Consider the following 12791-nt stretch of genomic DNA (forward strand, 5'->3'; position numbering starts at 1 on the left):
GTAACGCCTTTGTGCGAAGATCATCCTCAAATGACCTGAAGCGCAGCGCGCCTCAGGCGCCGGCGGGGGAGCGGACGGGTCGCAACAGGAACGCCGGAAGATGCGAATGATCGCCGGGCTCGCTGTCGGCCTCGCGTTGCGGACGGCGCGGCTCGGGCCGGCCGATCGAAGGCACATGCGACGTATTGGCCTGCTGGCGCGAGCCGTGACGAGGCTCGGCGGCGTGCCTTGCTTCGCGCGCAGGCTTCGGCTCGCGTGAAGGCTTTGGCTCGCGTGCGGGCCTGGCTTCCGCTGCTGGCCTTGCGTCCGAGGCGTGTCGCGAGTCACCACGCTGCTCATGACCGCGGCGCGACTTAGCGCGCCCGCCGCGGGACCGCTCCCGGCCACGCGGCTCGCGCGAACGCTCGCCTGGCTCGGCGGACTCGCTGTGGACCTCGAACTCGCCTTCGGCGCGCGGAATGTTCTGGCCGATCAGCTTTTCGATCGCGGCCATCGACTTCTGGTCGAGCGGCGTCACGATCGAGATCGCGGTACCGGTGCGGCCGGCGCGCCCCGTACGGCCGATGCGGTGAACGTAATCGTCGGGATGATGGGGGACGTCGAAATTGAAGACGTGGCTGACCTCGGGGATATCGAGGCCGCGGGCGGCGACGTCGGAGGCGACCAGCAGCGGCAGCTCGCCTTTGCGGAACTGATCCAGCGCCGCCATGCGGGCCGGTTGGTCCATGTCGCCGTGCAACGCACCGACGCTGAAGCCGTGCTTCTGGAGCGATTTGTGAACGATCGCGACCTCGCGCTTGCGATTGCAGAAGATGATCGCGTTCTTGAGATCCTTGGCCTCGCGCAACAGGCGGCGAAGCAGCTCGCGCTTCTCATGCGCCTCGCGTCCGGCGGGGACCTGGGACTGCGTGACGGTAACGGCGGTGGTGGCGGGCTTGGACACCTCGACCTTCTGCGGATTGTGCAAGAAGGCCTCGGTGATGCGCCGGATCTCCGGCGGCATCGTCGCGGTGAAGAACAGCGTCTGCCGCGTGAAGGGGACGAGCTTGCAGATGCGCTCGATGTCGGGAATGAAGCCCATGTCCAGCATGCGGTCGGCTTCGTCGATGACGAGCAGCTCGACGCCGGTAAGCAGGAGACCGCCGCGCTCGGTATGGTCGAGCAATCGGCCGGGGGTCGCGATCAGCACGTCGACGCCGCGCATCAGCTTGGCATCCTGGTCGCCGAAGGAGACGCCGCCGATCAGGAGCGCTACGTTGAGCTTCTGCCCGGCGCCGTAGCGGTCGAAGTTCTCCTTGACCTGGGCTGCGAGCTCTCGGGTCGGCTCGAGGATCAGGGTGCGCGGCATGCGTGCCCGGGCGCGACCCTTTTCGAGGATGGTGAGCATCGGCAGCACGAAGGCCGCGGTCTTGCCGGTGCCGGTCTGGGCGATGCCGAGCACGTCCTTGCGTGCGAGGACGTGGGGGATCGCCTGTTCCTGAATGGGGGTGGGGTTGGTGTAACCGGTGGCCGCCACTGCGGCGAGGACTTTTTCGGATAGTCCGAGATTTGAAAAGGACATTGAGCCTCTAGTCGAAACCGCCGTTCGGAATCGAGGGTAATTAAGGCTGTCGCGTTCCACCCCGAAACGGCGCGCTCTCAGAGAAGCTGGGGGTGCTGACTTACGCGAACAAAGCGCCAAGCTCAGGAATCGCGTTTCGATACCGAGCCGCGTCGCCCCGGAACATAGGGGGGAATCGACCAAAGTCAATGCAGCAGGCGCGGGAAGGCTCTTAAAAACCTAGCGTTTTTGCTCAAATTGCGGGCTTGGCTCGGGTTTTTCTTCCCCCGGCCGTCCGGGGTCAGCCTCCGGTAACCTTGTCCGCCGCAGCTTCCTGGGCCCGGAAATCGCCCGGCGGCAGCCCGTAGGCTGCGTTGAAGACCCGGTAATAGGTCGCAAGGCTTTCGAAGCCGCAGGCGGTGGCGACGTCGGCAATCAGCCGCTCCGGCGCCTCGCGCAAGAGGCGGCGGCTTTGCGCCAGGCGTTGCTCGGTCACGGTCTGGGAGAAGCTCTTCTCCGCCATTTCGAACAGCATGTGGAGGTGACGCAGGGACACGCCGAGCCAGTCGGCGACCATCGCCGGGGACAATCGGGGATCGTTCAAATGGCGGGCGATCAGGCGGCGCGCCAGCGAGAGGCGGCCAACCCGCAGCGCGTATTGTCCGCGGCGGCCCCCGGGCCTGACGATGCCGCGCTCGATCAAGGCGAGACAGGCCAGCGCCTCCACCAGCGGCTTGGCGTGTGCAGCCCCGTGCTCGCCGGCCAGTTCGCCGAGCTCGGCAAAGGCGGCATCCAGCAGAGGGGCCAGCGCGGGGTCGTCGAACGGCTTCGCCGTGAGGTCGCGAACACGCCTGTCCTGCCCGGGGATGCCGGCCACGGGGATCTTCAGGATCCTCAGGTGGAACCCGGCAGCGCCGAGCGGTACAGTGCGGTAGGGCAGGTCGGTATGGCTGGTGGCAAACCTGCCATTTTCGATCGCAAAGTCGTCGTTGCTGCGCATGCCGCCGAACCAGCCGCCGCCGCCGAGTTGCTGGTAGACGCAGATGCTGTCACTGGCCGCGTCCGCAATGTCGGCCTTGCTGCGCTCGACCTGGTAGGGCGAGGCCTTGAGCTCGACGAGGCCGGCGCCGCCGACCCGCCGGAGCGAGAACTCGCCGGAGAAATCCGCGCGATGCTCCCGCGCGAGTTCCGCGGTGACGCCGAACAGCCCCTTGGCGCGCACCTCTCGCCAATAGTCGAAGCGGTCCTGCGGCTCGACCTCGTCGGTGCACCAGCGATACACGGAAGATCCTTGGGTAGACAGGCACTAGAAGTTAAGAAGAAGCAGATTCCGGTGTTGCCTGCCATAGGACAGATGGCTCATCGGCCATTCCGTGGCAGCGTTCCTGGGCCTGTTGAACCCCTGCCATGGCTCAGCCGACTATGACATCAGCGGCCGCAGGAGTTCCAGGCAACCTTCCTGCAAACGGGGGATTTTCGATGACGCGCAGGCTTCTCTCGGTTTTGGCGGCCCTTTGCATCGCCGCCAGTCTGACGGCGCTCACGGTGCCCGCACATGCCGAAAAGCGCGTCGCGCTCGTGGTCGGCAACAACGACTACCGGAATGTTCCAAAACTGCTCAAGGCCGTCAACGACGCCCGCACCATGGGCGATACGCTCAAGCAGCTCGGCTTCTCCGTGATGGTGGCCGAGAACCAGAATCGCCAGCAGTTCACCGAGACGCTGCTCGCCTTCGACAGGGCGATCGAGCCCGGCGACACCGCGTTCTTCTTCTATGCCGGCCACGGTTTCGAGATCGCGGGCCAGAACTATCTGCTGCCGACCGACGTGCCGGCGGCGACCGAAGGCCAGGAAGAGCTGGTGCGCGATTCCTCCATCCTTGCCGACCGCATCATCGAGCGCCTCCAGAACAAGAAGGCCCGCACCTCGATCCTGGTGTTCGACGCCTGCCGCAACAATCCGTTCGAACGGAGCGGCACGCGCGCGGTTGCCGGCGGCGGCGGGCTCGCCCCGATGACGCAATTGCCGGAGGGCGTGTTCTCGGTGTTCTCCGCCGGCCCGCGCCAGACCGCGCTCGATCGTCTGTCGAATGATGACGCCAATCCCAATTCGGTGTTCACGCGAACCTTCTCCAAGGAGCTCCTCCAGCCCGGCATGAACCTCGTGCAGGTCGCGCAGCACACGCGACGGGCGGTCAGCGAAATGGCCGACACCGTCAAGCACAAGCAGGTGCCGGTCTATTTCGACCAGATGGTCGACGACGTCTTCCTGAGCGGCGCGGCCAAGGCTGCGGCCGATGCCGCGGCGCGGCCGGCCGATCCGCCCCCTCAGAAGGTCGCGGCGCTGCCGCCGGTCTCGGTGCCGCGCGTGCCGAAGGAGGACGCCACCAACGCGCCGATCGCGAGCTTCTCGCGCCACAACAGCGGCTGGAGCGTGACGTTCTCCTTCGCTGATCCCACCCTCGGCATCTCCTGGCGAATGGCGGGCAACGGCGACTTCCGCGAGACAGGCTTCATCGACACGCTCGACCCGCGCACCCGCAAGCGGCTGCCGAACCCGTCGATCGAGCTGCCGCCGGATGCGCAGGCCGGCACCATCGAGGTCCGCTACGTCGATGCCTCCGGCGACATGCAGGGCCCGTTCCCGATCAAGTTCGATCCCGAGCCCGCACTGCTCCGCGACCAGCGCAAGATCCTCGACATGACCGCGACGAGCTGGCTGTCGTTCCGCGAGTTCAACGGGCTACTGGTCTATTACACGCACCTCGTGTCCTACCGCTGCGCCATCCGCGAGGTGCGCATCGGCATCGACACTGCAGTCCCCAACCAGGTCCTGAAGATGCCTCCTTGCGACATGCGCGATCCGACCGCGATCTCCGCCGGCATGCCGCTCTACATGAAGCTCGCGCCGTCAACGCAGGTCGTGTCGGTGGAACTGACCTATCGCGACGGCAGCGTGTCGGAGATCAAGAGTTTTCGCTCGGCGAACCGCAGTAATAATTGAGTTTGGTGCTCGATGATCGGCTGAGACTTCGCATTGCAGCCTCATACTCAGTCGTCATCGCCCGGCTCGACCGGGCGATCCAGTACGCCGCGGCGGTTGTCGTAACCTCCACGCCTCTGGAATACTGGATGCCCCGCTTTCGCGGGGCATGACGGTCGAGTTCGCACCAATTCGATTATGCCACGGACATAGGCTGGCGCTACAATCCTCGTTGCGGATCGACGTGCAGTGAGAGCCGGGTCATGGACACAGCCACATCGGATCAACACGCAGCGCGCTCCATGAAAGTCCGCTGCTGCATCGTCGGCGGCGGGCCGGCCGGGATGATGCTCGGTTATCTCCTGGGGCGCGCCGGCATCGATGTCGTGGTGCTGGAGAAGCACGCGGACTTCTTCCGCGATTTTCGCGGCGACACCGTGCATCCCTCGACGCTCCAGGTTATGGACGAACTCGGCCTGATCGACGGCTTTTTAAAGCTGCCGCATCAGCGCTTGCAGACGCTGGATGGCATGTTCGGCGGCGCGCCGGTGCGCGTTGCTGATCTCCGCCGGCTCGACACCAAATACCCCTTCATCGCCTTCATGCCGCAATGGGATTTCTTGAATTTCCTGCGTGAGAGCGGCCAGCGCTTTCCCTCGCTCAGGGTGATGATGAGCACGGAGGCAACCGACCTGATCCGACGCGGCGAGACGATCGCCGGCGTGCGCGCGACGACGCCGGAGGGGCCGATCGACATCGGGGCGGATCTGACCGTCGCCTGCGACGGCCGTCATTCGACGGTGCGCCAGCGCGCGGGCCTTGCGGTCGAGGAGATCGGCGCGCCGATGGACGTGTTGTGGTTTCGCGCCGGACGGCGGCCGAACGAGACCGAGAACGTGTTCGCACGCGTCGAGCCCGGCAAGATGATGGTCACCTTCGATCGCGGCGAGTACTGGCAATGCGCCTATGTCATCGCCAAGGGACAATATGAGGCGGTGAAGGCGAGGGGGCTGCAGGCGCTGCTGGACGACGTCGTCCGTATGGCGCCGATCCTGTCATCCGGCATCTCCGACGTGAAGAGCTGGGACGACGTCAAGCTGCTCACCGTCGCGATCAACCGCATGATGCGCTGGACGCAGCCGGGCCTGCTCTGCATCGGGGATGCCGCGCATGCGATGTCGCCGGTCGGCGGCGTCGGCGTCAATCTCGCGGTCCAGGATGCGGTCGCGACCGCCAATCTGCTCGCCGAGAAGATCCGGAACGGCTGTCCGTCCGAGGAAGAGCTCGATAGCGTGCGTCGCCGGCGCGAGTTTCCGGTGAAGATGACGCAGCGGATGCAGATCGTCGTGCAGAACAACATCATCAGCGGTGCGCTCAGACCCGGCAATCAGCCCATGAAGGCTCCGCTGATCGTGCGCCTGGTCACGGCACTGCCGTGGCTCCAGAAAATTCCCGCGCGCTTCATCGCGATCGGTGTACGGCCCGAGCACGTGCATTCGCCAGTCGCTCGCGCATCGTGATCGCGCTGCTTCGATGTGCAACGGTTCGGTAGGGATAATGGCGCGTTAAGTCGCATCATGCGCGTTGCGCGTGTGCAACAGCACAATCGGATTCGAGGCGCGCGAAAGCCAATCGCGCTGCTTAACTTCGTTGATTCCAATTTTAGTAAGAACTGTCTGTGAGCGTGCGCCCCATCCGAGGAAAAGGGGTTGTACCATGCGTTCCAAGTTGATTGCCGCCTTCACCTGCACCAGCGCGCTCGTCGCAGCAGGTCACGTTTCCGCCGCCGATCTCGCCGCGCGGCCCTACACGAAGGCTCCGGCCTATATCGAGCCGCTCTTCAACTGGACGGGGTTCTATGTCGGCGGGCACATCGGTGGCGCCTGGACCAATCAGCAGTTCATCAACAGCGCGAACACCACTGTGTTCGGCGACCTCGCGCCGGGCGAGGGCTATCGCCAGCGCGGCTCGGGCCTGATCGGCGGCGCGCAGATCGGCTACAACTGGCAGGCCAGCAACTACGTGTTCGGCCTCGAAGGCACGATCGCCGGGCTCGACAACCACGGCACCGTCGTGAACACGGCGTTCGGCGCCGGTGACGACGTGTTCAGCTGGCGCACCAACGTGCTGGCAACGATCGTCGGTCGTGCCGGCTACGCCGTGCAGAACAACCTGTTCTACATCAAGGGCGGCTATGCCGGCGCGAACAATCGCCTGTCCGTGTCCGACGCCGTTGCGCCGTTCACCGGCTCGGGTGGCCAGACCCACTGGGCCAGCGGCTGGACCGTCGGCGCCGGCTGGGAGTACGGCATCACCCGCAACTGGATCGTCGGTGTCGAGTACAACTACGCCGCCTTCACGAGCCAGACCTATCAGCTCGCCGGCACGGCCGCGGGAACTTACACCTTCGACGCCAAGCCGCGCGACATTCAGTGGGCGGTGGTGCGCGCAAGCTACAAGTTCGACGCGCCGGTCATCGCGCGCTACTGAGACTCAGTCTCTCCAGACGAAACGCGAAGCCCCGGCGTCAGCCTGGGCTTTTTTCGTGGGGCAAGGACGCAATGTGCGTCTGTGATGTTGACCTATGCATCACATTTTACCGCTGTTTCATTTCCAAATGTTGCCGGCCTGCAACGTCGTCGGGAAAAGCGGAACAGGATGAGCCTGTGTTCCGGGTTCCAACTCGTTTGCGCATGTCCCGCAGGGTATCTTTTTCGCGGAATTGGAACTGTTCTTTCATCAAGTATTTTGCACGGGGATTAATATGAAGCACAGGTTGGGCTGGGCGCTCGCAGCATCACTCTTTACCGCAGGGATCGTCGGAACCGCTTCGGCGGCAGACATGGCCGTCAAGGCGCCGCCGATACCGATCCCGGAAGTCTGGACATGGACCGGCTTCTATGTCGGTGGCAATCTCGGCGGTGCGTGGTCGGACAACCAGCTCACCTACGATATGCCGTTCACGACGCCCGGCAATACCTTCACGTCTTGTGGTGCGCCCGCAGGCGTAGCTGCCCCTGTTCTCGTGGGCGCCAATCCCTTCGATCTCTCGACCGACTGCTCGCGTCCAAGCAGCTTCATCGGCGGCGCGCAGATTGGTTACAATTGGCAGACCGGTAGCTGGGTCTTCGGTGTCGAGGGCGATGGTGCCTGGCAACAACTCATCCAGCATTCATTCGTCCGTTTCGGGGCCAACCCCGCGGCCGGAGCTCCCATGGGCAGTGTTGCCGCGGACACCGCCTACTTCAGGTCTGAGCAGGGTCCCCTCGGGACTTTCCGTGGCCGTATCGGCTACACCGGCGGCAACTGGTTGCTATACGCAACCGGCGGTCTCGCCGTTGGTGATGTGAAGCACTCGATGACGGAAGTTCTTGCTCCAGGTGTGGCTTGTCCAGTGGCTCCCTCGGGAACATGTCGCACGGTCAGCGACGACACAACGCGGGTTGGTTGGACCGTGGGTGCGGGCGTCGAGTGGCTATTCGCGAGGAACTGGTCGGTCGGGGCCGAATACCTTTATGTCGACCTTGGCAGGACAACGCTGACACTGCCGGCGGGCACCGGGTTCTTCTTCAATGCGAGCACCGCCCGATTTGACGACCGCGAGCAGGTGGCGCGGGTCAAGATCAACTACCACTTTGGTGGTCCGGTGGTCGCGAGATACTGATGCCGGATTGATCGAGGCTCTCTTGGAAAAGCCCCAGCCATGGCTGGGGCTTTTTTCATACCCGGCGCGGTCTCAGCCCATCACCGAAAAGCCCCCATCGACGGGAATCGCGGTGCCCGTGACGAAATCGGATCCGGGTGAGGCGAGAAACACCGCGATGCCGGCGAAGTCGTCTATGTGGCCCCAGCGCCCCGCGGGTGTGCGGGCGAGTACGCGCTCATGGAGTCCTGTCACCTGCTGACGAGCGCCGCGGGTGAGATCGGTGTCGATCCAGCCGGGCAGGATGGCGTTGACCTGGATGTTGTCCGCCGCCCAGGCATTGGCGCAGGCGCGCGTGAACTGCACGATGCCGCCCTTGCTGGCCGCATAGGCCGGCGCGAAGCTCGCGCCGAAGATCGACATCATCGAGCCGATATTGATCACCTTGCCGCGGCCCGACGCCTTCAGCGCGGGATAGGCCGCCTTCGAGCACACGAAGGCGCTGGTGAGGTTGGTGTCGATCACCTTGTTCCATTCCTCGAGTTCGAGCTCGTGTGGCGGCTTGCGGATGCTCATGCCGGCATTGTTGACGAGGACGTCGATGCGGCCGAACTCCTTCGCGACACGCGCGACCATCGCCTCCACCGCGGCCTTGTCGGTGACGTCGGTCGCGACCGCGATCGCCCTGACGCCGCGCTGGCGGAGATCCTCGACCGCCGCTTTCGACTTTGCTTCGTTGCGACCGACCACGGCGATGTCGGCGCCGGCATCGGCAAGCCCCCGGGCCATGCCGAGCCCGATGCCGCCATTGCCTCCCGTGACGATCGCGACCTTGCCGCGGAGATCGAACCGGCTGGATGTCATGCTGTGATGTCCTTTTCTTGTTGGGTTTCTTCTAAAGCGATGAGATTGGGATGAATCGTCATCGCGCTTTAGGTTGTTGTTTGAGCATGATCTCCGCGCAATCGCGTTCCGCGTTTGTTGGGAGGGAAAACCGCTCCACACTTTTCCGGATCATGCTCTACTGGCTGCTTTCCCAGATCAGGACCAGCCCGAACCCGGCCATGGCCGCGCCATAGCCGGCCCATTGCAGCTGGTTGACCATGAAGCTCGATCTCGGCCACGGAAACGTGCCCGTGCCCTGTCCGATCCAGATCAGGCCGAGGGCAGTCGCCAACAGGCCTGCGGTCAGCAGAAATCTGCGCATGCGTCCCTCCGATCGGCCTGCTTCTGTCGCGCTGCAGCATCGACGATGCCGGCGGTCGCGAAAACCTTGGAGCCAGACTAGCCGTAGCTTTGGTGCGCAGACAATGGCCGCCGGGCTGACGGAGTGACGAGAAGAGGGGGTCTATCAATCGGGCGTCGGGCGAGGCGATGTCATATCGCGACGCGCGAGGTGATCACGCATGCCGTTTCGGCGCGATCGAGACGCAGCTCGAGGATGCCTGCGAGGCGCCGAACGCAAGCGTGCGGAATCGAATGCCGAAAGAAAAAAGCCCCGGGCAGTGCCGGGGCTTTGAACCTCGTATGATGACCGGATCAGTACTTCGCGACCACCGGGCCACCCCAGTTAAACTGGTAGACCAGCGTGCTTCGGATCGTCTGAACATATTTGTGAGAGTCGGTGTATCCAGCCGGAGTGGTCGTGCCATACACGTAGTACGTGTCGCGCTCGGTGTTGAACTCCGATAGCCGATATTCGGTGTTCCACTTCAGGCCCGGAATCCAGCCCAGGTCATATTCGACACCGCTGCCGATGAACCAGCCGTCCCGCCAGCGCGAGTTCACACCAAAGAATGGTGCCGGGGTCGGAACGACATTCCGGGTGAGGTTGTAGCCAGTGAAATGTGCCTGAGTATAACCGCCACTGAAGTAGGTCAGCAGGTTCGGCGTCACCAGCCAGCCGAAGCGGCCGCCAACGGACCAGGATTGGTCAAGCTTCTCCTCCCCGAAGTACGGCCAAGTTCCGATCGAGGCGTTGCGCGTGCCGTGAATATCGGAAAAGTCATAGTCGGCCAACGCTCCGACGACCATATTCCAGTTGCCAAGCGCGAACTGGTAATCACAACCGCCACCGACAGTCCCGAACCAACCCTTTCCACCTGAGTTTGCCCAGACGGCGGAGTCAGCAGCTCCTGCCAAGGTGAACTCACGGGTGTTTTGGTTGAGCAGGCCGCCGCCGCCGCCACCACCGATGTAGCAGCCGGTCCAGTTGGCGACCGGAGCAGCAGCCACCGGCGCCTTGGTGTAGGGCCGTGCCCCCAAGTCAGCCGCCGAGGCGGAGCCAATCATTGCGGCCACTGCCGTGAGTGCAAACAGGTATTTCTTCATGCCAATCTCCAACCCCTCTCCAAGCCCTAACGCGAGCAGATTCGCGTCCCAAAACGTGCGGCCGGCGTGTTCGGCGCAAGATCGGGAATAATCGCCGCGCATCTTGTCGTCTTGTTCTGTGGCGACGTTCGATTGGTCTGTGGCGAACTCAGTGGAGTATTGCGCACAGGTGTTGCCGATTCAGCACCCTCCAGTGCCGCCAACGCCAATCGAACCGAGCGTTTAGCAACACCCCGGCGCGTAAAACCACGTCTTGCCGCGCCGAGGCATTGGCGATCGACGATCGACACGCATGCTGGAGAGCGATTGGGTAGCCGAGTTGGAAAGGTAGACGGTCGATGTGCGCCGACTCACCGTCTGTGCCAAGCAGCCCCACAACGAAAAAGCCCCGGACGATGCCGGGGCTTTTGAGACTCTCGTATCGAGATCAGATCAGTACTTCGCGACGACCGGGCCGGCCCAGTTGAAGCGGTAGACCAGCTCGCTGCGCACGCTGTGCTCGCGGAATTTCTGGGTCACGCCGAAGCCGGTCGTCGGGCCACCGAAATTCGTATAGTCGATGTTCGAGTTGACGCGGTCGAATTCAGAGTAGCGATACTCGGTCTTCCAGAACAGGCCGGGCAGGAAGCCGGTGAGGGCGTATTCGTCGCCGGTGCCGATGAACCAGCCGGCCCCTGGTTGCGCCAGGCAAGGTTACCGACGTGCCCCGGAACGACGTCAAGGTGGTGTCCTTCCAATGCGCCTGGGTGTAACCACCCGACACATAGGTCAGCAATTGCGGAAGGACGAGGTAGCCAACGCGCAGGCCGGCGGCCCACTGCCAGTCCTGCTTCTGGCTACCGGTCGAGAGCGGTGGGATGCTCCCGCCGACACCCAAGTCGCCCCTTACGTCCATGAAATCGGCATCCGCGAAGCCGCCAACCAGCCAGTTGGTGCCGGCAAACTGATAATCGCAGCCACCTTGAACGGTGCCGAACCAGCCGCGCGCACCGCCTGTGGTGTTCGGGCCGCCCGGAGGGACAAAGCCCGCGGGGAAGGTGTCGTTGTGGTCGTTATTGGTCATCGCGCCGCCGCCGCCGGCACCGACGTAGCAGCCGGTCCAGTTCGCGACCGGAGCTGCAACCGGCGCCTTGGTGTAGGTCCGCGCGCCCAGGTCAGCCGCCGAGGCCGCGCCCGTAACTGCCACGATCGCCGTGAAAGCAAGCACAAACTTCTTCATTTCGAATTCCAACCCCTAGCCAAGGAGCGCGAGTGCCCCAAACGATTCAACCGATGGGTTGCTTATAGCGGGTTCCCGGGAAAATGCTGTTGCTATGCGGACACACACGCAACACGACTTCACGTCCTGAAACGACGGATCAAGACTTGGGCGGCAGCGCGGGGCGACCCCTGCTGACGGGGGGAGGCCACAACGAAAAAGCCCCGGACGATGCCGGGGCTTTCGAAGTCGATGTCGAATTTCAGATCAGTACTTGGCGACCAGCGGACCGCCCCAGTTGAAGCGGTAGACCAGCTCGCTGCGCACGCTGTGCTCGCGGAGCTTCTGGGTCGAGTTGATGCCGGTGAAAACTCCGGCAGTGTCGTTGATCGGTCCGTTCTGCCGGTCGAACTCGGAGTAACGATACTCGGTCTTCCAGAACAGGCCGGGCAGGAAGGTCGTCAGAGCGTATTCGTCGCCGGTGCCGATGAACCAGCCGCTCTTGGTGAAGCCGGGCGAGGTGAGGACGGGACCGAAGCCCAAGGCGTTCAGGGTCGTATCCTTCCAGTGCGCCTGGGTATAGCCGCCCGAGACGTAGGTCAGGAGCTGCGGCAGAATGAGGTAGCCGACGCGGCCGCCGACGGCCCACTGCCAGTCCTGCTTCTGCTGGCCGCTGAGGCCGGGGAAGAGCGCCGTATCGCCATGGACGTCCATGAAGTCGTAATCGGCGAAGGCGCCGACCACCCAGTTCTGAAACTGGTAATCGCAGCCACCCTGAACGGTGCCGAACCAACCCCGCGCGCCAGTGGTGACATTGCTGGTGAGAGCAACGCCGGCCACGGGATCGTAGAGGTTGCTGTCGTTGTTGGTCATCGCGGCGCCGCCGCCGCCGCCGAGATAGCAGCCGGTCCAGCTGGTGATCGGGGCCGCAACCACCGGAGCCTTGGTGTAGGGCCGCGCAGCCAGGTCAGCCGCGGAGGCCGCACCGGTCATCGCAACGACCGCCGTCAGAGCGAGTGCAATCTTTTTCATTATCCAAATCCCCAACTTTGGTCTGCGTACGAGGCGCGAGCGCCGTTCCAAGTCAAATCTGATGC

11 protein-coding genes are annotated in these 12791 nt (G+C 63.9%); 4 read left to right on the forward strand and 7 right to left on the reverse strand.

The genetic code is table 11. The annotated features are described in order from the left end of the window. Positions 1-52: 52 nt before the first annotated feature. Together QQL28_RS25125 and QQL28_RS25130 are read right to left on the reverse strand one after the other, a co-directional pair. Positions 53-1561 carry a DEAD/DEAH box helicase gene (locus QQL28_RS25125; protein WP_284269616.1) on the reverse strand — a complete coding sequence of 503 codons (1509 nt, stop codon included), beginning with the start codon at positions 1559-1561 and terminating at the stop codon, positions 53-55. 280 nt (positions 1562-1841) lie between these two features. After that, positions 1842-2822 carry a helix-turn-helix domain-containing protein gene (locus QQL28_RS25130; protein ID WP_284269618.1) on the reverse strand — a complete coding sequence of 327 codons (981 nt, stop codon included), beginning with the start codon at positions 2820-2822 and terminating at the stop codon, positions 1842-1844. Between the two features lie 197 nt (positions 2823-3019). Here QQL28_RS25130 and QQL28_RS25135 point away from each other — a divergent pair, with 197 nt between their 5' ends. From QQL28_RS25135 to QQL28_RS25150, 4 genes are all read left to right on the forward strand, one after another. Continuing rightward, a complete protein-coding gene (locus QQL28_RS25135) occupies positions 3020-4543 on the forward strand; it encodes a caspase family protein (RefSeq protein ID WP_284269620.1) in 1524 nt (507 codons plus the stop codon). 281 nt (positions 4544-4824) lie between these two features. Next, the gene (locus QQL28_RS25140) at positions 4825-6042 is read left to right on the forward strand and encodes an FAD-dependent oxidoreductase (protein WP_284269622.1); all 1218 of its coding nucleotides are present in this window, start codon (positions 4825-4827) and stop codon (positions 6040-6042) included. Positions 6043-6238: 196 nt separating this feature from the next. Then, positions 6239-7012, forward strand: a complete 774-nt coding sequence (locus QQL28_RS25145; protein ID WP_284269624.1) for an outer membrane protein — start codon at positions 6239-6241, stop codon at positions 7010-7012. A gap of 274 nt (positions 7013-7286) precedes the next feature. After that, positions 7287-8186, forward strand: a complete 900-nt coding sequence (locus QQL28_RS25150; RefSeq protein ID WP_284269626.1) for an outer membrane protein — start codon at positions 7287-7289, stop codon at positions 8184-8186. 72 nt (positions 8187-8258) lie between these two features. On the opposite strand, the gene QQL28_RS25155 is transcribed toward QQL28_RS25150, so the two are convergent. The 5 genes from QQL28_RS25155 to QQL28_RS25175 form a co-directional block, all read right to left on the reverse strand. Continuing rightward, entirely contained in the window at positions 8259-9029 is a 771-nt protein-coding gene (locus QQL28_RS25155; protein ID WP_284269628.1) for an SDR family NAD(P)-dependent oxidoreductase, read from the reverse strand. A 157-nt stretch (positions 9030-9186) separates the two neighbouring features. After that, a complete protein-coding gene (locus QQL28_RS25160; RefSeq protein WP_254095324.1) occupies positions 9187-9372 on the reverse strand; it encodes a hypothetical protein in 186 nt (61 codons plus the stop codon). Positions 9373-9704: 332 nt separating this feature from the next. Further along, positions 9705-10496 (reverse strand): outer membrane protein, encoded by a 792-nt coding sequence (locus QQL28_RS25165; protein ID WP_284269632.1) that lies wholly within the window; start codon positions 10494-10496, stop codon positions 9705-9707. A 583-nt stretch (positions 10497-11079) separates the two neighbouring features. Further along, a complete protein-coding gene (locus QQL28_RS25170; RefSeq protein ID WP_284269634.1) occupies positions 11080-11715 on the reverse strand; it encodes an outer membrane protein in 636 nt (211 codons plus the stop codon). Between the two features lie 246 nt (positions 11716-11961). Then, complete coding sequence (locus tag QQL28_RS25175) at positions 11962-12726, reverse strand: outer membrane protein (RefSeq protein WP_284269636.1); 765 nt, start codon at positions 12724-12726, stop codon at positions 11962-11964. Between the last annotated feature and the right edge of the window lie 65 nt (positions 12727-12791).

The sequence above is a fragment of the Bradyrhizobium iriomotense genome (assembly GCF_030160715.1).
GTDB lineage: Bacteria > Pseudomonadota > Alphaproteobacteria > Rhizobiales > Xanthobacteraceae > Bradyrhizobium > Bradyrhizobium iriomotense.

What these genes read in the sequence shown, in the direction of transcription:
- QQL28_RS25145 (WP_284269624.1), top strand. Translation starts at nt 6,239, where the DNA reads ATGCGTTCCAAGTTGATTGCCGCCTTCACCTGCACCAGCGCGCTCGTC.
- QQL28_RS25135 (WP_284269620.1), top strand. Translation starts at nt 3,020, where the DNA reads ATGACGCGCAGGCTTCTCTCGGTTTTGGCGGCCCTTTGCATCGCCGCC.
- QQL28_RS25140 (WP_284269622.1), top strand. Translation starts at nt 4,825, where the DNA reads ATGAAAGTCCGCTGCTGCATCGTCGGCGGCGGGCCGGCCGGGATGATG.
- QQL28_RS25170 (WP_284269634.1), bottom strand. Translation starts at nt 11,715, where the DNA reads ATGAAGAAGTTTGTGCTTGCTTTCACGGCGATCGTGGCAGTTACGGGC.
- QQL28_RS25150 (WP_284269626.1), top strand. Translation starts at nt 7,287, where the DNA reads ATGAAGCACAGGTTGGGCTGGGCGCTCGCAGCATCACTCTTTACCGCA.
- QQL28_RS25125 (WP_284269616.1), bottom strand. Translation starts at nt 1,561, where the DNA reads ATGTCCTTTTCAAATCTCGGACTATCCGAAAAAGTCCTCGCCGCAGTG.
- QQL28_RS25155 (WP_284269628.1), bottom strand. Translation starts at nt 9,029, where the DNA reads ATGACATCCAGCCGGTTCGATCTCCGCGGCAAGGTCGCGATCGTCACG.
- QQL28_RS25165 (WP_284269632.1), bottom strand. Translation starts at nt 10,496, where the DNA reads ATGAAGAAATACCTGTTTGCACTCACGGCAGTGGCCGCAATGATTGGC.
- QQL28_RS25160 (WP_254095324.1), bottom strand. Translation starts at nt 9,372, where the DNA reads ATGCGCAGATTTCTGCTGACCGCAGGCCTGTTGGCGACTGCCCTCGGC.
- QQL28_RS25175 (WP_284269636.1), bottom strand. Translation starts at nt 12,726, where the DNA reads ATGAAAAAGATTGCACTCGCTCTGACGGCGGTCGTTGCGATGACCGGT.